The organism is Variovorax sp. EBFNA2, assembly GCF_033802765.1.
Taxonomy (GTDB): domain Bacteria; phylum Pseudomonadota; class Gammaproteobacteria; order Burkholderiales; family Burkholderiaceae_C; genus Variovorax; species Variovorax paradoxus_H.
Map to the genome: position 1 here is coordinate 5,139,497 of NZ_CP138496.1, position 20,236 is coordinate 5,159,732.

Below are 20,236 nucleotides of genomic sequence, written 5' to 3' on the forward strand. Positions count from 1 at the left end.
CCGCCGTGGCGGCCCCGTGCCCCTTCCAGAGACGAAAGATCCGATGAGCAGCAAGGCCCCGAAGAAGGACACGAAAAAAACGCAGGACCGGCACGCCGCCGACGACCACGACCTCATTCGCGTGCAGGGCGCGCGCGTCAACAACCTGAAGGACATCAGCATCGAGCTGCCCAAGCGGCGGCTCACGGTGTTCACGGGCGTCTCGGGCTCGGGCAAGAGTTCGCTGGTGTTCGGCACCATCGCGGCCGAGTCGCAGCGGCTCATCAACGAAACCTACAGCGCCTTCGTGCAGGGCTTCATGCCGACGCTGGCGCGGCCCGAGGTCGACGTGCTCGACGGCCTGACGACCGCGATCATCGTGGACCAGGAGCGCATGGGCGGCGACCCGCGCTCCACCGTCGGCACCGCCACCGATGCCAACGCGATGCTGCGCATTCTCTTCAGCCGGCTGGGCAAGCCGCACATCGGCTCGCCCAGCGCCTTCGCCTTCAACGTGCCCTCGGTGAAGGCCACCGGCGCCATCACCGTGGAGCGCGGCGCGAGCAAAACGGTGAAGCAGACCTTCAGCCGCACCGGCGGCATGTGCCCGCGCTGCGAAGGCCGGGGCGCGGTCACCGACTTCGACCTGAGCGCGTTCTACGACGACAGCAAGTCGCTCAACGAAGGCGCGCTCACCATCCCGGGCTTCAGCATGGAAGGCTGGTACGGGCGCATCTTCAACGGCTGCGGCTTCTTCGACCCCGACAAGCCGATCCGCAAGTTCACCAAGAAAGAGCTCGACGCCCTGCTCCACAAGGAGCCGACCAAGATCAAGATCGACGGCATCAACCTCACCTACCTGGGCCTCATTCCGCAGGTGCAGAAGTCGTTTTTGGCCAAGGACGTCGAGGCGATGCAGCCGCACATCCGCGCCTTCGTGGAACGGGCCGTGACCTTCACCACCGGCCCCGAATGCGGCGGCACGCGGCTCAGCGAAGCGGCGCGCTCGTCGCGCATCAAGAAGCTCAACATCGCCGACGCCTGCGCGATGCAGATCAGCGACCTCGCCGTGTGGGTGCGCGGCCTGAGCGAGCCCTCGGTGGCGCCGCTGCTCGCCAAGCTGGCGCACACGCTCGACTCGTTCGTCGAAATCGGCCTTGGGTACCTCAGCCTCGACCGCCCCTCGGGCACCCTTTCGGGCGGCGAGGCGCAGCGCGTGAAGATGATCCGCCACCTGGGCTCTTCGCTTACCGATGTGACCTACGTCTTCGACGAGCCGACCATCGGCCTGCACCCGCACGACATCCAGCGCATGAACGAGCTGCTGCTGCGGCTGCGCGACAAGGGCAACACGGTGCTCGTGGTCGAACACAAGCCCGAGGCCATCGCCATCGCCGACCACGTCGTCGACCTCGGCCCCGGCGCGGGCGCGGCGGGCGGCACGGTCTGCTTCGAAGGCACCGTCGAAGAACTGCGCAGCAGCGGCACGCTCACGGGCCGGCATCTGGACGACCGGGCCGCGCTCAAGAAAAAGGTGCGCCAGCCCACGGGCGCGCTGCCGATCCGTGGCGCCAAGGCGCACAACCTGCGCAATGTCGATGTCGACATTCCGCTGGGCGTGCTGGTGGTCGTGACCGGCGTCGCGGGCTCGGGCAAGAGCTCGCTGGTGCACGGATCGATTCCGGCCGGCGCGGGCGTGGTGGCGGTCGACCAGGGCGCGATCCGCGGCTCGCGGCGCAGCAACCCGGCCACCTACACCGGCCTGCTCGACCCGATCCGCAACGCCTTCGCCAAGGCCAACGGCGTGAAGCCGGCGCTGTTCAGCGCCAACTCCGAAGGCGCCTGCCCCACCTGCAACGGCGCGGGCGTGATCTACACCGACCTGGCGATGATGGCCGGCGTGGCCACCGTCTGCGAAGAGTGCGAAGGCAAGCGCTTCCACGCCTCGGTGCTCGAGCACCGCTTCGGCGGGCGCGACATCAGCGAGGTGCTCACGATGCCGGTGACCGAGGCCGCGGCCTTCTTCGGCGAAGGCCCGGCCCGCACGCCGGCCGCGCACGCCATCCTGGAACGCCTGGCCGATGTGGGCCTGGGCTACCTGAGCCTGGGCCAGCCGCTCACCACGCTGTCGGGCGGCGAGCGCCAGCGGCTCAAGCTGGCCACGCACATGGCCGAAAAGGGCGGCGTGTACGTGCTCGACGAGCCGACCACCGGCCTGCACCTGGCCGACGTGGCGCAGCTGCTGGCCCTGCTCGACCGGCTGGTGGATGCGGGCAAGTCGGTCATCGTCATCGAGCACCATCAGGCGGTGATGGCGCACGCCGACTGGATCATCGACCTGGGCCCCGGCGCCGGCCACGACGGCGGGCGCGTGGTCTTCGAGGGCACGCCGGCCGACCTGGTCGCCAAGCGCGCCACGCTCACCGGCCAGCACCTCGCGGCGTACGTCCGCACCTGACGCGCCCGTGGGCGGGCCCCGGAAGGCATGGCGGAGAATGGGCCGTCTCCGCTTTGCCGGCCGCCCTGCGGCCCCGTCTGCTGCGATGCCTCCTGCGCCTTCGTCTTCGTTTCCTTCCACCGCCCGCCGCACGCTGAGCCTGGCCGTGGTCCTGCTGGCGGCAGCCAGCGCGCCGGCGGCCTGGGCGCTGGCCAGCTTCGAGGACGTGAAGCGCGACTTCCGCTCCTCCGAAACCGCCGTGCTCGACCGCCAGGGCGAGCTGCTGCAGCGCGTGCGCACCGATCCCACGGTGCGGCGCGGCCAGTGGATCGCACTGGCCGACGTGTCGCCCGCGTTGCGCGCGGCCATGCTGCTGAGCGAGGACAAGCGCTTCTACGAACACAGCGGCGTCGACTGGCGCGCCGCCTCGGCCGCGGCCTGGGGCAACCTCTGGAACACGCGCACGCGCGGCGCCTCGACCATCACCATGCAGCTCGCGGGCCTGCTCGACGACGACCTGCGCCGCGCGGCAGGCGGGCGCAGCTTCACGCAGAAGATCGGCCAGACCGTGGCGGCCACGCAGCTGGAGCGCCGCTGGCGCAAGGACCAGATCCTCGAGGCCTACCTGAACACGGTGCCGTTCCGCGGCGAGATCGTCGGCATCGACGCGCTCTCGCGCACGCTCTTCAGCAAGGCCCCGAGCGGGCTCGACGCGCGCGAGGCCGCCGTGGCCGCCGCGCTGGTGCGCGCACCCAACGCCCGCCCCGCGCTGGTGGCGCAGCGCGCCTGCGAGGTGCTGCGCGTGATGGAGCCCGGCGCGAAGACCGACTGCGAGGCGCTCGACATGTTCACCAGCGCGGTGGTGCAGCGGCGCGCATTCGAGCCCAACGAAGGCATCGCGCCGCATGCCGCGCGGCGGGTGCTGCGCGAGCTGCGTGGTGCCGCGGATGAAAAGTCCACCGCACCCGTCAGCGTCCGCACCACCTTGCGCGCGCCGCTGCAGCGCTACGCGCTCGACAGCCTGCAGCGCCACCTGCGCGAGCTGCGCGACCGCCACGTCGAAGACGGCGCGCTCGTGGTGCTCGACAACGCCAGCGGCGAGGTGCTGGCCTGGGTCGGCTCCTCGGGCCCGCTGAGCCAGGCCGCCGAGGTCGACGGCGTGACCGCGCTGCGCCAGCCCGGCTCCACGCTCAAGCCGCTGCTGTACGCACAGGCCATCGCCGAGAAGCGCATCACGGCGGCTTCGCTCATCGAGGACTCGTCGGCGCAGATCAGCACCGCGAGCGGCCTCTACATTCCGCAGAACTACGACCGCCGCTTCAAGGGCCCCGTGTCGGCGCGCACCGCGCTGGCCGCCTCGCTCAACGTGCCGGCCGTGCGCACGCTGGTGATGGTGTCGCCCGAGGCTTTTGCGCGCGAGCTGCGCGCCGCCGGCCTGCCGCTGCGCGAGAGCGGCGACTACTACGGCTACAGCCTGGCGCTCGGCAGCGCCGAGGTGTCGCTGCTGTCGCTGGCCAACGCCTACCGCATGGTGGCCAACGGCGGACGCTTCGGGGCGACCACGCTCACGCCCCTCACGCCACGACCGTCTGCCCCGGCCACCAAGACGAAGCCCGTTGAAGCTGCGCCGCTGCTCGATCCGCGCGCCGCCTTCATCGTCGGCGACATCCTGTCCGACCCGAACGCGCGCACGCGCACCTTCGGGCTGGACAGCATCCTCTCGACCCGCTTCTGGACCGCCGTGAAGACCGGCACCAGCAAGGACATGCGCGACAACTGGGCCGTGGGCTGGTCGCAGCGTTACACGGTCGGCGTGTGGGTCGGCAACGCGAGCGGCGCCTCGATGTGGGACGTGAGCGGCACCAGCGGCGCCGCACCCGTGTGGGCCGAGGTGATGCGCTTCCTGCACGCCCGCGAACCCAGCCGCGCGCCCACGCCGCCCGCCGGGTTGGTCGAGGCGCCCGTGAGCTTCGGCCCCGGCGCCGACGGCAGCCCGCTCGAAGCGGCGCGCAGTGAATGGTTTTTGCAAGGCACCGAGCAGCCGCTGTTCGCGCTCGACACCGGCATGGCGAGCGACGCAGCCTCGGCGCGCATCACGGCGCCGTCCGACGGCACGATCCTCGCGCTCGACCCCGACATTCCGCCGCAGCGCCAGCGCGTGCGCTTCGAGTCCGAAGGGCGCGGCGTGCAGTGGCGCATCGACGGCAAGTTCCACGCGCGCGGCAACAGCGCGCAGTGGCTGCCATGGCCGGGCCGGCACCTGATCGAGCTGGTCGACGCCAGCGGCAAGGTGGTTGATCAGCGCCGCGTCGAAGTGCGCGGCGCGGGTGTGGTGGCAGCGAAGGGAACGCGTAGATGATGAACGGACTGACATGGATGCCCCGCTGGCTCTCGCTGTGCCTCGGCCTGCTGTTCGTGCTGTGCCTCGCCGGCCCGCGTGTCGCGCAGGCCAAGCCCGTGCCGGTGCCGCCGATGAGTTCGCGCGTGGTCGACCTCGCACAGGCGCTGTCGCCCCGCGAGGCCGATGCGCTGCGCCAACAGATCGCCGATATCCAGTCCCGTACCGAAGCCCAGCTCGCGGTGCTCATCGTGCCGACCACGGGCGAGGACAGCATCGAGGCCTACGCCACGCGCGTCTTCGCCAAATGGCGGCTGGGCCGCAGCGAGGCCGACGACGGCATCCTGCTGCTCGTGGCGCAGAAAGACCGCCGCATGCGCATCGAGGTCGGCACCGGCCTCGAGGGCACGGTGACCGACATCCAGGCGGCCCGCATCATCGACCGCGAGATGGCGCCGCGCTTTCGCGAGGGCGACTTTGCCGGCGGCGTGCAGTCGGCCGTGGGCGCGCTCGCGCGGCTGCTTCAGGGCGAGGTGGGCGTCAGCGAACCCGAGTCGCAGCAGATCGCCGTGGACCACGCCGCCGCACCCGCCCCCGCACCCGACGACGAGAAAGTCACCAGCCTGACGAGCGGCGGCAAGGTCACACCCGAAGGCTGGAGCCTGCTGGGCGTGCTGCTGTGGGGCCTGGGCCTGGGCATCTACCACGGCCGCGGCATCGAGCGCGACCCGCCGCGCGGCACCTCGGCCTCGCGGCGTGCCGAAGAGAAAAAACGCAAGAGCACGCGCAAAGGCAGTGCGGGCCCCGAGCCCTGGGCCGACGCCCTGGCGGCCATGAAGCCCGAACCGGCGCATGCGCGCCCTGCCCCGCGCGACCTGCGCCTGGTGCTCGGCCTGCTCGGGGCCGGCCCGCTGGCAGCCGGCGCAGCGCTGCTGAACCCGCCCATCGCACTGGTGCTGGCGATGCCGGCGGCCTTCGGCTACGGGCTGGGCTTTCTCTGCGGCATGTCGCGCACGGCAGCCATCTTCATGGGCGGCTTCGTGCTCGTGATCGCGTCGCTGGTCGCCATCGCATTCACGGTCGGCGCCGAGCGCTTCTGGTGGGGCTTCCTGTGGGCGCTGTGCATCGGCGGCGTGACGCTGTTCGCGGTGATCATCCTGCGCTGCATGGTCAACACCTTTCAGCGCAGCGTGGTCAGCTTTTTCGTCCGGCTGGTCATCGTGGCGGGCATCTGCGGCTACGTGTTCCATGAAACCTCGCCCGGCCCGGTGCCGGACACCTCTTGGATTCCCATCGCGCTGGCGGCGTTCTTCTCGATGCTGATCGGCTTCCTGCCGCCTGGCGTCTGGGAATCGGGCAGCAGCGACGATGACGACAGCGGCAGTTCGTCATCGTCTTCCTCGTCGTCTTCGTCCTCCTCGGACAGCGGCGGTTCGAGCAGCGGCGGCGGCGCCTCGGGCAGTTGGTGAGGCGGGCGGCGCCCGGGGCCCATGCCCCTGCCGCCGACTGCGACTTTTCAAGGATGATTAAATTCATCCAATCATTCAATGAATAAGCCGGCCTGACCCATGCTCGTCCAACCTCCCCGCACCTCCCTGGCCGACGCCGCCGCGAACAGCATCCGCACCGAGATCGCCGCGGGCCGCTGGCCCATCGGCTCGCGCATTCCGATCGAGCCGCAGCTGGCGCAGCTGCTGGGCGTGAGCCGCGGCACGGTGCGCGAGGCGGTGAAGACGCTGGTGTCGCGCGGCCTGCTCGAGGTGCGCCAGGGTTCGGGCACCTACGTGCGCTCGGGCTTCGACCCTTCGGCCAGCCTGCAGAAGCTGCGCCTGGCGAGCTTGCGCGACCAGTTCGAGGTGCGCCGCGCGCTCGAGGTCGAAGCCGCCCGGCTCGCCGCCGTGCGCCACACCGCGAAAGACCTGCGCCGTCTCAATGCCCTGCTCGACAAGCGCGGCCAGCCCGATGCGGCCGACGGCGGCGCCGCCTTCATCGAGCGCGACCTGGCCTTTCATCTCGCCATCGTCGATGTGTCGGGCAACCTGGCGCTGGTCGAAACCTGCCGCTTCATCACCGGCTACATCAAGGAAACCATCGCCAGCACGCTGAGCACCAACCTGCCCGAGCCCGACGAGGCCGCGCACCGCGCCATCGTCGAGGGCATTGCGAGCCGCGACCCCGCGCGTGCGGCCGCCGCCGTGCGCGACCTGATGGCGCCCACGATGCACGTCCTGGCGCTGGGCACCGCATGAACTCCATGACCTTGCCCACGGGTGCGGCCACCACGGCGCGCACCCAGGCGGCGCCATCCAGCGCCGAAGAACTGCTGATCGACGCCGAGGTCGACAGCCTGCCCGCGCCGCGCCCCACACCGACACCCAGCCGGGGCCGCCAACTGCTGCTTGGCCTCACGGTGGTGCTCATCGCCTTCAACCTGCGGCCGGTGTTCGCCAGCCTGTCGGTGGTGCTGCCGGAGATCATCCGCGCCACCGGCCTGTCGGCCACCGCCGCGAGCTTGTTGACCACGCTGCCGATCGTCTGCCTGGGCGTGTTCGCGCCGATGGCGCCCTGGCTCGGGCGCCGCTTCGGCACCGAACGCACGCTGCTGGGCTGCATGGTGCTGATCGGCGTGGGCACGCTGCTGCGCGGCACCGGCAACATCCCGCTGCTGTTCCTGGCTTCGGCCATCGCGGGCAGCGGCATCGCGGTGTCGAACGTGCTGCTCTCGGGCCTGGTGAAGCGCGACTTCGCCAGGCAGGCCGCGCTGATGATGGGCCTGTACACCATGGCCGTGTGCGGCGGCGCCGCCAGTGCCGCGGGCCTCACGGTGCCGCTGGAGCACGCACTGGGCGGCGGCTGGACGCTGGCGCTCGCCATGTGGGCCGTGCCGGCCGCGCTGGTCACCTTCATCTGGGCGCCGCAGGCGCTGCCGCTCAAGCCGGTGGCGAGCGAATCAGGCTTCACCGTGCGCGGCCTGTGGCGCGACCGGCTGGCCTGGCAGGTCACCTTCTTCATGGGGCTGCAATCGGCCCTGGCGTACATCGTGATGGGCTGGCTCGCGCCGATCCTGCGCGAGCGCGGGCTCAGCGGCGAAATGGCCGGCTACGTGGTGTCGCTGTCGGTCATGACGCAGGTCGTGACCTGCCTCGTGGTGCCCGCACTGGCCGTGAAGCTGCGCAACCAGCGCGCGCTGGCGGTGGTGCTGTCGGCGATGACCGTGGCGGCCATGCTGGCCATGCTGTTCGCGCCGGTCAACGCCCCCGGCGGCATGTGGACCTGGGCCGTGGTGCTCGGCATTTCGCAGGGCGGCACCTTCGCGCTGGCGCTCACCATGATCGTGCTGCGCTCGCCCGATTCGCACATCGCCGCGCACCTGTCGGGCATGGCGCAGGGCGTGGGCTACATGGTGGCGGCCTTCGGCCCCTTGCTGGCCGGGCTGCTGCACGGCTGGACCGGCAGCTTCCACGCCTCGGCCTGGCTGTTCGTCGGCCTGGGCGTGGCGCTGGTCATCGCGGGGCTGGGCGCCGGGCGCACGCTGCATGTGGGCGCGGTGACGGTGCCGCGCCACTGAGCCTCACTGCAGGTAGCTCTCGGCGAGCAGCGCCCAGTAGGCGGCGCCGATCGGCAGGTTGCTGTCGTTGAAGTCGTAGCCGGGGTTGTGCACCATGCAGCCGCCGTGCTCGCCCGGCGCGCCATTGCCGATGAACAGGTAGCAGCCGGGCTTCTTCTCCAGCATGAAGGCGAAGTCTTCGCTGCCCGTGACGGCCGGGCCCTGCGGCTCGACGTGGGCCTCGCCCACCAGCTCGCGGCCGATGCGGCGCGCGAACTCGGTTTCTTGCGGCGTGTTGACCAGCACCGCATAGCCCTTGCGGTAGTCGATGTGCGCGCGCACGCCGAAGCTCTCGGCCTGCGCGTTCACGATGGCCTTGAGCCGCTTCTCCAGCAGCATGCGCACCTCGCGGTCCAGCGAGCGCACGCTGATCTCCAGCGTGCAGGTCTCCGGGATCACGTTGTTGGCCTTGCCGGCATGGATGGCGCCGACGGTGACGATCGACATCTCCTGCGGATCGGCGTTGCGCGAGACGATGGTCTGCAGCGCCATGACGATGCTCGACGCCGCCACGATCGGGTCGGCCGTGCGGTGCGGCATGGCGCCGTGGCCGCCCACGCCGGTGAGCGTGACGGTGGCGTAGTCCGACGAGGCCATGGCCGCGCCTTCGCGGAACACCAGGTCGCCCTGCCTGCGGCCCGGGGAGTTGTGCATGGCGTACACCGCGTCGCACGGGTACTTCTCGAACAGGCCGTCGTCCATCATCTTCACGGCGCCGCCCATGCCCTCTTCGGCCGGCTGGAAGATCAGGTTCAGCGTGCCCGAAAACTCGCCGTGCTGCGCCAGGTACTTGGCCGCGCCCAGCAGCATGGCCGTGTGGCCGTCATGGCCGCAGGCGTGCATGATGCCGGGCCGTCCGCTGCGGTAGGCTAGGCCCGTCTTCTCCTCGATGGGCAGCGCGTCCATGTCGGCACGGATGCCGATGGTGCGCGTGCCGCTGCCGCGTTTCAGGCGGCCGACGAGGCCGGTCACGCCCAACCCGCGCTCGACCTCGTAGCCCCAGCCCGCAAGGCGCTCGGCGACCAGGTCGCTGGTGCCGAACTCCTCGAAGCCGAGCTCGGGGTTCTGGTGGATCTGCTGGCGCACCGTGACGAATTCGGCGGCGTGCTTTCTCATGTACTCGAGGTAATGCTGTGCGTCTTGAGGCATCGTGTGCTCTGTGTGAGATGGAAGAAAAAAGAAGGGGTGCTCAAGGCCGCAGCGCCATCGTGGCGGGCAACCGCGTCCACGGCAGGTCGGCCGGGTCGGCGGCCATCGGCCCCGGCGCCTTGGCCACGAGGATGGTGCTGGCGATGGGCGCGAAGTCGGCCCGGAAATGCACCGAGCTCTTGTTGACCAGCACCTTCATCGCCTCGGGCTCGATGCCCAGGTAGCGGAAGAACTCGCGGTCGAGCATCTGGCTCTTGCCGCTGGCCACGGCGATGCGCACGCCCTCGATCTCCAGGCAGGCGCTCGGGCCCAGCGACACCGTGCCGCCTCGCGACATCGGCCCCTTGCCCTTCACCTGACCGTCGCTGAGCGCCGTCACGGTGAACACGCCTTCGACCGGCGCATCGCTGAACTGGCCGCCCCATGTGGGCACCGAGGTGCCGAGCGCGATGCGGATCTGCGCGCCCACGCCAGCGGCGTGTGCCGCGGCCGCCGCGGCCGGATCGAACATCAGCCCGAGCGCGACCTTGCCTGGAAAGCGCTTACCCGCGCCCTCGGCCAGCAGCGCATGCAGCATGCCGGTGGTGTTGCTGTCGGCGCCCGCGCCGGGGTTGTCCTGCGTGTCGGCGACGACGACCGGCTGGCTCGCGCCCTCGGCCAGTTCGAGCGCACGCGCCACGGCCACCCGCGGCTCGAGCACGTCGAGCCGCCACTGCGAACGCGGCTGGTCGATGCGCTCGTACAGCGTGGCCACGGCCGCGCCGGCATCGTCACCGTAGCCCCAGACCACCGGGCCGCACTCGGCGATGTCGGCGGCTGGAAAACCGGTGGCAAAACTCAACACCGCGTCGTGCTGCGCGTCGAGCGCCTTCAGCAGTCCGTACACCGACGCGGCGGGTTCGATCATGGTCGACTGCACATTCAACGGCAGCAGGAAGGTGAAGCGCCGCGCATGCAGCGGCTCGCGCGTGCCGCGCGCCATGCGGCGCTCCAGCAGGGTCGCGGCCAGGCGGCCCGTGTCGGCCATGTCGATGTGCGGGTAGGTGCGGTAGGTGGCCAGCGCATCGGCCTCGGCCAGCATCTGCGCGGTGATGTTGCCGTGCAGGTCGAGGCTCGCGACGATCGGCAGGTCGGGGCCCACGAGCGTGCGGATGCGCGCGATCAGCTCGCCCTCGGGGTCTTCGAGGTGTTCGGTCACGGCCGCGCCGTGCAGGTCGAGGTAGACCGCGTCGATGCCGCCATCGGCCAGCGCGGCCGCCAGGTCTTCGGTGATGGCGCCCGAGATGCGCTCGAAGGCGTCCTCGGTCACGTGCGCCGAAGGCGTGGCGCCGGCCCAGGCCGAAGGCACCAGCGACCAGCCCTTTTCGCGCGCCGCGTCGATGAAGCCGCCGACAGGAATGTTGCGGCCCGCATAGGCCTCGACGATCGCTGCACCGCGCCGGTACGGCGGAAAGCTGGAGCCCGCATTGAACGCGGCCCAGTCGGCCTTGCTGGGTGCGAAGGTGTTGGTCTCGTGCTGGAAACCGGCGATGAAGACTTTCATGGCATCCTTTTTTTCATTGACGTGGGACGAAGGAATTTCAGCTGCGTGCAAAGGCAAAGTCGCGGCCCGGCGCGGCAGCCAGCAGTTTGCGCGTGTAGTCGTGCTGCGGCGCGAAGAACACGTCCTTCACGTCACCGCGTTCCACGATTTCACCCTGGCTCATCACGAGCACGCTGTCGCAGATCTGACTGGCCACGCGCAGGTCGTGGGTGATGAAGAGAATGCCGATCTTCAGCCGCTGCTGGATCTCGTCGAGCAGCCGCAGGATCTGCGCCTGCACCGACACGTCGAGCGCCGACACGGCCTCATCGGCGATCAGCACCTTGGGGTCGCAGGCCAGCGCGCGCGCAATCGAGATGCGCTGGCGCTGGCCGCCCGAGAACTCGCTCGGGTAGCGGCGCAGCGCGTCGGGCGACAGGCGCACCAGACGCATCAGCTCTTCGGCGCGCGCCCAGGCCTGGCCGTGCGGCGTGCCGAAGTTCACCGGCCCTTCGATGATGGAGTCGCCCACGGTCTGGCGCGGGTTGAGCGAGCGGTACGGGTCCTGGAAGATCACCTGCACCGTGCGCCGGAACGGCGACAGCGCGCGCCCCCTGACATGCGCGACCGACCGGCCGTCGGCAAAGATGTCGCCCGAGGTCGGGTCGATCAGCCGCGCGATGCAGCGCGCCACCGTCGACTTGCCCGAGCCCGATTCGCCCACGATGCCCACGGTTTCTCCTGGGCGCACTTCGAGCGAGACGTCGCGCGCGGCCTTCACCGTGCGGCGCTTGCCGGGCCAGCTGCCCGTGACGTAGGTCTTGCAGATGTTCACCGCGTTGAGCAGCGGATACGCGTCCACGACCGGTGGGCGCTTGTGCGCGGAAAGCTCGGGCACCGCATCGAGCAGCATCTTCGTGTAGGGCTCGCGCGGCGCCGTGAGCACCGCCATCTTGTCGTCCTTCTCGATCATGGCGCCGAGCTGCAGCACCACCACCTCGTCGGCAATCTCGGCCACCACGCCGAAGTCGTGCGTGATGAAGAGCACGGCCGTGCCGTTCTCGGTCTGCAGTTCGAGGATGAGCTTGAGGATCTCGGCCTGCGTGGTCACGTCGAGCGCGGTGGTCGGCTCGTCGCAGATCAGGAGCGCGGGCTTGAGGATGAGCGCCATCGCGATCACGATGCGCTGGCGCTGCCCGCCCGAGAGCTGGTGCGGGTACGAGGCGTAGATGCGCTCGGGCTCCGGCAGCCGCACGCGCGCCATGATCGCAAGGATCTTCTGCCGCCGCTCGGCCGCGCCCATGTGCACGTGCTGCGCCAGCATTTCGTCGATCTGCGCGCCGCAGGTCATCACGGGGTTGAGCGCGGTCATCGGCTCCTGGAACACCATCGCCATCGACGGGCCGCGCAACTGGCGCAGGCGCGACGTCGGCGCGGCGAGCAGGTTCTCGCCCTGCAGTTCGATGGTGCCGCGCACCGGCGCGAGCCCCGCGGGCAGCAGGCCCATCACCGCATTGGCGATGACCGATTTTCCCGAGCCCGATTCGCCGAGCAGGCAGACGATCTTGCCGGGCGGCACGTCGAAGGACACCTTGTCGACCGCATGCGGCCGGTCGCCGCCGCGCGGCAATGCGATGGCAAGGTCGCGAACGGAAAGGACAGGGGCTTGTTGCGTCATGGTTCAGCCTCCGCGCTTGTTGAACTTGGGGTCGAGCGTGTCGCGCAGTCCGTCGCCCAGGATGTTCACCGCCAGCACGGTGAGCGCCAGGAAGATGCCCGGGAACAGCACGTTGTGCGGGTACTGGTTGAACTGCGCACGGCCCTCGGCCATGATGTTTCCCCAGGTCGCCATGTCCGCCGGCAGGCCCACGCCGAGGAACGACAGAATGGCCTCCACCAGGATCGCCGAGGCGCACACGTAGGTCGCCTGAATGATCAGCGGCGCAATCGCATTCGGCAGGATGTGCCGCGCGAGGATCTTCCAGGTCGGCGTGTCGAGCGCGATGGCCGCCTCGACATACGGCTCTTCGCGCACCGTGAGCACCACCGAACGCACCAGCCGCGCCACGCGCGGAATCTCGGGCACCGCGATGGCGACCACCACGGTGAGCAGGCTGCCGCCGAACAAGGCCACGAGACTGATCGCGAACAGGATGCCGGGGATGGCCATGACGCCGTCCATCAGCCGCATGATCACGCTGTCGATGCGGCGAAAGTAACCGCCCAGCAGGCCCACGAGCATGCCGAGCACCATGGCGAGCGCGGCCACGGCCACGCCCACCGTGAGCGACACGCGCGCGCCGTACAGCGTGCGGCTCCAGATGTCGCGCCCCAGGCTGTCGGTGCCCATCACGAACAGATGCTCGAAGGTGTCGCCGGCCAGGCTGTTGAACTCGCCGCGCGTGCCGGGCATGAGGTTGCCGCTGCCGGGGTCGATGGCCGTGGGGTCGATGGTGCCGAGCCACGGCGCGGCCAGCGACATCAGCACGAGCAGCAGCAGCACGCTGCCGCCTGCGCGCACCGACCAATCGGCCAGGATGCGTTGGAGCAGCGAGCGGCGTTTCTGCGGTGCCAGCGGCTCGATGGCGATGTCCGGCGCCACTGCTGCTGCAGCGCCGGTGGCGGCCGACATGGAAAGGGTCGAATCGGTCATGGTGTTTTCGTTCACTTCGTTCAGTACCGGATGCGGGGATCGAACACCAGGTAGCTCAGGTCGATCAGCAGATTGATGAGCACGTAGATGACGGAAAAGAACAGCGTGATGCCCTGGATCAGCGGAAAGTCGCGCGACAGCACCGCGTCGACCGTGAGCTGCCCGAGTCCCGGAATGGCGAACACGGTTTCGGTGACCACCACGCCACCGATCAGGAGCGCGATGCCGATGCCGATGACCGTGACGATGGGAATGGCCGCGTTGGCGAGCGCGTGGCGCATCAGCAGCCGCGTCTCGGAGATGCCCTTGGCGCGCGCGGTGCGGATGTAGTCCTCGGTCATCGCCTCGGCCACGGCCGCACGCGTGACGCGCGCGATCAGCGCCACGTAGATGATCGACAGCGTGATCGACGGCAGGATCAGGTGCTTGAGCCACAGCAAAGGCCCCTGGCTCAGTCGCTGGTAACCCTGCACCGGCAGCCACTGCAGGTGCAGCGCAAAGATCCAGATGAGCACGTAGCCGATCACGAACGCGGGGATCGAAAAGCCCATGACCGAGAAGCCCATCAGCATGCGGTCGAGCCAGCCGCCGTGGCGCCACGCCGCGAGCACGCCGAGCGGCACCGCGATGAGGATGGTGGCCACCAGCGTCACGGCCGCGAGCGACACCGTGGCTTCGATGCGCTGGCCGATCAGCTCCACCACCGTCTTCTTCATGAAGTACGACTCACCGAGGTTGCCCTGCAGCAGTTGTGCACTCCAGTGGAAGAACTGCACGGGCAGCGACTGGTTGAGCCCCAGCTGCTCGCGCACCTTGGCGATGTTCTCGCTGGTGCCGCTGTCGCCCACGATGGCGGCAGCCGGGTCGCCGGGCGCGAGCCGCAGCATCAGGAACACGATGAGCGCGACGATGACGAGCACCGGCACGGTCGAGAGAATGCGGCGTGCAAGAAAGAGCAGCATGGTGACTCCCGGTCCGGCCGCGTCAGTTCTTCTTCAGGTTCCAGAACACGGCGACCGGCGAGCGCACCACGCCGCTCACCACGCCCTTGCGGTAGGCCGTGAGCGGCTTGTACTCGCCGATGGGTGCGTAGATGCCGGTGTCGTACACGCGCTGCTGGATGGCGGTGGCCAGCTCCTTGCGTTGGGGTTCGTCGCTGCTGGCAAGGAAGTCGGACTTGAGCTGCTCCAGCTTGTCGTCGGTGGCCCAGCCGAACCAGCCCTTCTCGCCATTGCCCGTGAGCGGCGCGAAGAACATCGGGTTCATGTTGTCGGCAATGCCCCAGCCGGTGATGAACAGGTTCCAGCCGCCGTTGGCAACCGGGTCTTTCTTGGCGCGGCGCGTGACCAGCGTGGGCCAGTCCATCGACTGCATGTCGACGTTGAAGCCGGCCTGCTTGAGCAGTTGCGCCATCACCGGTGGAAACTTGTTGAGCACCGCGAAATCGGCCGGGTACATCAGCACCACGGGCTTGCCGTCATAGCCTGCCTCCTTGAGCAGCGCCTTGGCCTTTTCGAACTGCGGCTTGCCGGTGAAGTAGCCGGTCTTGTCGGAGGCGAAGGCCGAGCCGCAGGGGTAGATGGACGCGCAGCCGTTGTACAGCTCCTTGTGCACCAGCTGGGCGCGCATCAGCGCCTCCTGGTTGATGGCCATGAAGGCGGCCTGCGCGATCTTCGGGTTGTCGAAGGGCGGAATCAGGTGGTTCAGGTGCAGCGCGAACGAGCCCTTCGACACGGGGCTGTCGAGCGTGATGGCGGGGTTGTTCTTGAGCGCGGTGTACTGCTCGGAGGGCACCCACTCGATCATGTCGACCTCGCCGTTGGCCAGCGCATTGGCCTGCGTTTGTGCGTCCTTCAGGACGATCCACTCCATGCGGTCGACGTACACGTTCTTGCCACCGGCCGTGCCCGACGGCGCCTCGGCGCGCGGCACGTACCTGGTGTTCTTCAGGTAGACGATCTTTTCGCCGGGGCGGTATTCGTCCTTCTTGAAGATGTAGGGGCCAGAGCCGGTGGCGTCGTCGATCTGCTTGTCGGCCGGCGTGGCGGCCACGCGCGCCGGCATGATGAAGGGCGGGTTCGACGACGGCTTGCTCAGCGCGTCGAGCACCATGCCGAAGGGCTCCTTGAAGACGAACCTGAAGCTGTTGGCATCGACCGCCTCGGTCTTGTCCAGGGCAGTGAACATCTTCTGGCCCAGCCCGTCGCGCTGGCCCCATCGCTTGAGCGAGGCGAGCACGTCTTCCGAGGTGACGGGCTTGCCGTCATGGAAGGCCAGGCCCTTGCGCAGCGTGAAGGTCCAGGTCTTGCCGTCGGCGCTGGTCGTGTACTTGTCGACCATCTGCGGGAGCACCTTGCCCTGGGCGTCCACGCCGAAGAGCGTGTCGTAGACCATGTAGCCGTGGTTGCGCGTGACGAAGGCAGTGGTCCAGATCGGGTCGAGGATCTTCAGGTCGGACTGCGGCACGAGGCGCAGCACCTTACCGGTGTCCTGCGCGAAGGAGGAGGCCGCTGCCGCGGCCAGCAAGGCGCCTGCGAACAGGGCTTTCAGTTGTCGTGTCTTCAGCATGGGTCAGTTCTCCGGTTGAAAAAAGAGGGGCGCGCGCGCGGGCAACGCCGGGGGCGCGGGCGTCGTGCGGCGGTGCGGGAAACAGGTCATGAAAATGAAAGGCTCCGGAGCGAACACGGACACACCGCGCGCATCGCGCGGCGTGCCCCTGCTGTCCTTTTGCCTGAGAGATTCACCCTGCACGCACATCGCGAGGGCTTGCCCCTTCGGCGGCTGCCCTCGATCCCCTGCAAGGGGGCCGGTCAGCGCTCTCCAGCGTTAGAAAAATCCAGTCTTGGGACCTGAGCGTTATGGGCTATCGCCTTCGGTAATGCACCAGCTCGACGCATCGAGCTAGGCATTTCTCCTGGATGCTTTCTTCAAAGCAGTTTGCGTGCCACGGGGTGGCATGGGCCGCGGCAGCGGGGTCATCGGGGTTTCTCCGACAGCGCCCCGGCCCGACCGGGCGACAATGGGGGGCTCCGGCGAAAGTCCATTTCGCCCAATGAAATTTCAGCCCTCTCGACAACCCAGAACCTACGGAAGCAAGCGCATGAGCACGAAGCAACCCACCATCGTCTACACCCTCACCGACGAGGCGCCGCTGCTGGCGACCTACGCCTTCCTGCCCATCGTGCGCGCCTTCACCGCGCCGGCCGGCATCAACGTGACGACGAGCGACATCTCGGTGGCCGCCCGCATCCTGGGCGAGTTCCCCGAGTTCCTGAGCGACGACCAGAAGGTGCCCGACAACCTGGCCGAACTGGGCAAGCTCACGCTGCGGCCTGACGCCAACATCATCAAGCTGCCCAACATCAGCGCCTCGGTGTCGCAGCTCAAGTCGGCCATCAAGGAACTGCAGGGCAAGGGCTACAAGATTCCCGACTATCCGGAGAACCCGACCTCGGACGAGGACAAGGACATCCGCGCGCGCTACAACAAGTGCACCGGCAGCGCCGTGAACCCCGTGCTGCGCGAAGGCAACTCCGACCGCCGCGCGCCCCGCGCCGTGAAGGAATACGCCCGCAAGAACCCGCACAGCATGGCCGAGTGGAGCCAGGCCTCGCGCTCGCACGTCTCGCACATGCACGGCGGCGACTTCTATCACGGCGAAAAGTCCATGACCCTGGACCGCGCGCGCAACGTCAAGATGGAGCTGATCACCAAGAGCGGCAAGACCATCGTGCTCAAGCCCAAGGTCGCCCTGCTCGACCGCGAAATCATCGACTCGATGTTCATGAGCAAGAAGGCCCTGCTGGCCTTCTATGAAAAGGAAATCGAAGACGCGCACAAGACCGGCGTCATGTTCTCGCTGCACGTCAAGGCGACCATGATGAAGGTCTCGCACCCCATCGTGTTCGGCCACTGCGTGAAGATCTTCTACAAGGAAGCCTTCGAGAAACACGGCAAGCTGTTCGACGAGCTGGGCATCAACGTCAACAACGGCATGGTCGACCTGTACAACAAGATCGCCACGCTGCCCCAGAGCACGCAGGACGAGATCAAGCGCGACCTGCACGCCTGCCACGAAGGCCGCCCCGAGCTGGCCATGGTCGACTCGGCCAAGGGCATCACCAACTTCCACTCGCCCAACGACGTGATCGTGGACGCCTCGATGCCCGCCATGATCCGCAACGGCGGCAAGATGTGGGGCGCCGACGGCCGCCTGAAGGACGTCAAGGCCGTGATGCCCGAATCGACCTTCGCCCGCATCTACCAGGAGATCATCAACTTCTGCAAGTGGCACGGCGCCTTCGACCCCAAGACCATGGGCACCGTGCCCAACGTCGGCCTCATGGCCCAGAAGGCCGAAGAGTACGGCTCGCATGACAAGACCTTCGAGATCGCCGAAGACGGCGTGGCCAACATCACCGACCTGGACACCGGCGAAGTGCTGATGAGCGAAGACGTCGAAAAGGGCGACATCTGGCGCATGTGCCAGGTCAAGGACGCCGCCATTCGCGACTGGGTGAAGCTGGCCGTCAACCGCGCACGCAACTCCGGCATGCCGGTCGTGTTCTGGCTCGACGCCTACCGCCCGCACGAGGCGCAGCTGATCACCAAGGTCAAGATGTACCTGCACGAGCACGACACCACGGGCCTGGACATCCAGATCATGAGCCAGGTGCGTGCCATGCGCTACACGCTGGAGCGCGTCGTGCGCGGCCTGGACACCATCAGCGCCACCGGCAACATCCTGCGCGACTACCTGACCGACCTGTTCCCCATCATGGAACTGGGTACCTCGGCCAAGATGCTGTCGATCGTGCCCCTGATGGCCGGCGGCGGCATGTACGAAACCGGCGCGGGCGGCTCGGCCCCCAAGCACGTGCAGCAGCTGGTGGAAGAAAACCACCTGCGCTGGGATTCGCTCGGCGAATTCCTCGCGCTGGCCGTGAGCCTGGAAGACCTGGGCCTGAAGACCGGCAACGCGCAAGCCAAGATCCTGTCCAAGACGCTCGACGCGGCCACGGGCCAGCTGCTCGACAACAACAAGAACCCGTCGCCCAAGACCGGTCAGCTCGACAACCGCGGCAGCCAGTTCTACCTGGCCATGTACTGGGCCCAGGAACTCGCCGCGCAGACCGAGGACAAGGACCTGCAAGCCAAGTTCAAGAAGCTCGCCGAGGCGCTCACCGCCAACGAGAAGAAGATCGTCGACGAACTCGCGGCCGTGCAGGGCAAGCCCGTGGACATCGGCGGCTACTACCTGGCCGACAAGGCCAAGTACGAAGCCGTGATGCGCCCCAGCCCCACGCTGAACGCGGTGCTGGCCCCGGCGGTCTGATCCCGCTGCGCCTGCGTCTTCCGGGTCTGTGCTGACCCGGAAGCCTTCCTACCAACGGCCTGTTGCTCGCGCGGCAGGCCGTTTGTTTTTGTGTTTGTCTTTGCGTCTGCCGCCGTGCAGCGCGAAACTAGACGTCGATTCCCCGCCCCACTCCACTGCAAGAGAAAAGAAAGGCAGGCCCCTCATGAAACTTCGTCTGCTTGCTGTTGCTGCTGCCGCTTCGACCCTGTTCGTGGCCTTTGGCAGCGCCCACGCCCAGAGCAACTGCGACACGCTGCGCGCCGAGATCGAAGCCAAGATCGCCGCGTCGGGCGTCACCAATTTCAGCGTCCTCACCGTCGATGCCGCCGCCACGGCGAGCGGCCAGATCGTGGGCAGCTGCGACCTCGGCACCAAGAAGATCGTCTACCAGCGCGAAGGCGGTACGGCCTCGCCGCCCCCCGCCTCCACGTCAGCCCCCGCGCCACGCGGCGAGCCCCTGCTCACCGAGTGCAAGGACGGCTCGGTGTCCATGGGCGGCACTTGCAAGCCCTGAGGATCGGCAACCCATGGCTTGGCCTGCCCTGCGCCTCTTCTTCGGCCTGCTGACCCTCGTGGCCATCGGCTGGCAGCTGACGATCCATGTCCGCATGGGCTTCAACGTCGTCAACTTCTTCAGCTTCTTCACCAACCTCTCGAACCTGTTCGCGGCGATCGTGCTGGTGCTCGGCGCGCGCCGCCTCTGGCAGCCGGCGTTTACAGGGCCCGACGAAGGGCTGCGCGCCATGTCGGCCGTGAACATGGTGGTGGTCGGCATCGTCTTCTCGCTGCTGCTGCGCGATGTCGACCTCGGCGCGCTGCGGCCGTGGATCAACACGCTGCTGCACCACGTGATGCCCTGCGTCGTGCTGCTCGACTGGCTGCTGCAACCACCGCGCAAGCGGCTCGGCAGCCGGCAGCTGCTGTGGATACTCGTCGTCCCGATGGTTTATCTGGCCTACACGCTGGTGCGCGGCAGCCGCATCGGCTGGTACCCCTACCCCTTCCTCAACCCCGCCAACGTGGGCGGCTACGGCGGCGTGGCTGTCTACGCAGCAGGCATCGCGCTGACCTTCGGGATGGCGGGATGGGGGTTGCTGGCGTTGGGGAACCGGCTGGGCCGGCGCGTCTGACGCGGCCACGCGCACGGCCTGCCTTTTTCTGCATTTCGCAGGATCAGGCAAAAACCTCGTTCGAT

14 protein-coding genes and 1 riboswitch are annotated in these 20,236 nt (G+C 68.4%); of the genes, 8 read left to right on the forward strand and 6 right to left on the reverse strand.

Translation table 11 applies throughout. The annotated features are described in order from the left end of the window. Positions 1-43 precede the first annotated feature (43 nt). The 5 genes from RZE79_RS24155 (at position 44) to RZE79_RS24175 (ending at position 8,322) form a co-directional block, all read left to right on the forward strand. The gene (locus RZE79_RS24155) at positions 44-2,437 is read left to right on the forward strand and encodes an excinuclease ABC subunit UvrA (protein ID WP_319357152.1); all 2,394 of its coding nucleotides are present in this window, start codon (positions 44-46) and stop codon (positions 2,435-2,437) included. A gap of 85 nt (positions 2,438-2,522) precedes the next feature. Further along, positions 2,523-4,775 carry a penicillin-binding protein 1C gene (pbpC, locus tag RZE79_RS24160; protein ID WP_319357153.1) on the forward strand — a complete coding sequence of 751 codons (2,253 nt, stop codon included), beginning with the start codon at positions 2,523-2,525 and terminating at the stop codon, positions 4,773-4,775. Between the two features lie 17 nt (positions 4,776-4,792). After that, positions 4,793-6,223, forward strand: a complete 1,431-nt coding sequence (locus RZE79_RS24165; RefSeq protein ID WP_319357154.1) for a TPM domain-containing protein — start codon at positions 4,793-4,795, stop codon at positions 6,221-6,223. A gap of 99 nt (positions 6,224-6,322) precedes the next feature. Continuing rightward, on the forward strand, positions 6,323-7,003 hold the full coding sequence (locus RZE79_RS24170) for a FadR/GntR family transcriptional regulator (protein ID WP_319357155.1): 681 nt from the start codon (positions 6,323-6,325) through the stop codon (positions 7,001-7,003). A gap of 5 nt (positions 7,004-7,008) precedes the next feature. Then, entirely contained in the window at positions 7,009-8,322 is a 1,314-nt protein-coding gene (locus RZE79_RS24175; protein ID WP_319361276.1) for an MFS transporter, read from the forward strand. Positions 8,323-8,325: 3 nt separating this feature from the next. Here the strand turns inward: RZE79_RS24175 and RZE79_RS24180 are convergent, their stop codons facing one another. From RZE79_RS24180 to RZE79_RS24205, 6 genes are read right to left on the reverse strand one after another with little or no spacing between them, the layout of a single operon-like run. Further along, entirely contained in the window at positions 8,326-9,510 is a 1,185-nt protein-coding gene (locus RZE79_RS24180) for a M20 aminoacylase family protein (RefSeq protein ID WP_319357156.1), read from the reverse strand. A 40-nt stretch (positions 9,511-9,550) separates the two neighbouring features. Then, positions 9,551-11,053, reverse strand: coding sequence for a M81 family metallopeptidase (locus RZE79_RS24185; RefSeq protein ID WP_319357157.1), 1,503 nt, complete (start codon positions 11,051-11,053; stop codon positions 9,551-9,553). Positions 11,054-11,090: 37 nt separating this feature from the next. Continuing rightward, complete coding sequence (locus RZE79_RS24190; protein ID WP_319357158.1) at positions 11,091-12,710, reverse strand: ABC transporter ATP-binding protein; 1,620 nt, start codon at positions 12,708-12,710, stop codon at positions 11,091-11,093. Positions 12,711-12,713: 3 nt separating this feature from the next. Further along, positions 12,714-13,685 carry an ABC transporter permease gene (locus RZE79_RS24195; RefSeq protein WP_319357159.1) on the reverse strand — a complete coding sequence of 324 codons (972 nt, stop codon included), beginning with the start codon at positions 13,683-13,685 and terminating at the stop codon, positions 12,714-12,716. Positions 13,686-13,705: 20 nt separating this feature from the next. Then, a complete protein-coding gene (locus RZE79_RS24200; RefSeq protein WP_319357160.1) occupies positions 13,706-14,647 on the reverse strand; it encodes an ABC transporter permease in 942 nt (313 codons plus the stop codon). 22 nt (positions 14,648-14,669) lie between these two features. After that, complete coding sequence (locus RZE79_RS24205) at positions 14,670-16,253, reverse strand: ABC transporter substrate-binding protein (protein WP_319357161.1); 1,584 nt, start codon at positions 16,251-16,253, stop codon at positions 14,670-14,672. Between the two features lie 141 nt (positions 16,254-16,394). Continuing rightward, a riboswitch (glycine riboswitch) is annotated at positions 16,395-16,519 on the reverse strand. A 266-nt stretch (positions 16,520-16,785) separates the two neighbouring features. Between RZE79_RS24205 and RZE79_RS24210 the strand changes: the two genes are divergently transcribed. The 3 genes from RZE79_RS24210 (at position 16,786) to RZE79_RS24220 (ending at position 20,171) form a co-directional block, all read left to right on the forward strand. Next, positions 16,786-19,020, forward strand: a complete 2,235-nt coding sequence (locus RZE79_RS24210; protein WP_319357162.1) for an NADP-dependent isocitrate dehydrogenase — start codon at positions 16,786-16,788, stop codon at positions 19,018-19,020. Between the two features lie 184 nt (positions 19,021-19,204). Continuing rightward, positions 19,205-19,555 carry a DUF1161 domain-containing protein gene (locus tag RZE79_RS24215; RefSeq protein ID WP_319357163.1) on the forward strand — a complete coding sequence of 117 codons (351 nt, stop codon included), beginning with the start codon at positions 19,205-19,207 and terminating at the stop codon, positions 19,553-19,555. A 13-nt stretch (positions 19,556-19,568) separates the two neighbouring features. Beyond that, entirely contained in the window at positions 19,569-20,171 is a 603-nt protein-coding gene (locus RZE79_RS24220; RefSeq protein WP_319357164.1) for a Pr6Pr family membrane protein, read from the forward strand. Positions 20,172-20,236: the final 65 nt, after the last annotated feature.

Coding starts and splice junctions, on each gene's coding strand:
- pbpC (WP_319357153.1), top strand. CDS start 2,523: ATGCCTCCTGCGCCTTCGTCTTCGTTTCCTTCCACCGCCCGCCGCACG.
- RZE79_RS24170 (WP_319357155.1), top strand. CDS start 6,323: ATGCTCGTCCAACCTCCCCGCACCTCCCTGGCCGACGCCGCCGCGAAC.
- RZE79_RS24175 (WP_319361276.1), top strand. CDS start 7,009: ATGACCTTGCCCACGGGTGCGGCCACCACGGCGCGCACCCAGGCGGCG.
- RZE79_RS24205 (WP_319357161.1), bottom strand. CDS start 16,253: ATGCTGAAGACACGACAACTGAAAGCCCTGTTCGCAGGCGCCTTGCTG.
- RZE79_RS24215 (WP_319357163.1), top strand. CDS start 19,205: ATGAAACTTCGTCTGCTTGCTGTTGCTGCTGCCGCTTCGACCCTGTTC.
- RZE79_RS24180 (WP_319357156.1), bottom strand. CDS start 9,510: ATGCCTCAAGACGCACAGCATTACCTCGAGTACATGAGAAAGCACGCC.
- RZE79_RS24165 (WP_319357154.1), top strand. CDS start 4,793: ATGCCCCGCTGGCTCTCGCTGTGCCTCGGCCTGCTGTTCGTGCTGTGC.
- RZE79_RS24155 (WP_319357152.1), top strand. CDS start 44: ATGAGCAGCAAGGCCCCGAAGAAGGACACGAAAAAAACGCAGGACCGG.
- RZE79_RS24195 (WP_319357159.1), bottom strand. CDS start 13,685: ATGACCGATTCGACCCTTTCCATGTCGGCCGCCACCGGCGCTGCAGCA.
- RZE79_RS24220 (WP_319357164.1), top strand. CDS start 19,569: ATGGCTTGGCCTGCCCTGCGCCTCTTCTTCGGCCTGCTGACCCTCGTG.
- RZE79_RS24210 (WP_319357162.1), top strand. CDS start 16,786: ATGAGCACGAAGCAACCCACCATCGTCTACACCCTCACCGACGAGGCG.
- RZE79_RS24200 (WP_319357160.1), bottom strand. CDS start 14,647: ATGCTGCTCTTTCTTGCACGCCGCATTCTCTCGACCGTGCCGGTGCTC.
- RZE79_RS24190 (WP_319357158.1), bottom strand. CDS start 12,710: ATGACGCAACAAGCCCCTGTCCTTTCCGTTCGCGACCTTGCCATCGCA.
- RZE79_RS24185 (WP_319357157.1), bottom strand. CDS start 11,053: ATGAAAGTCTTCATCGCCGGTTTCCAGCACGAGACCAACACCTTCGCA.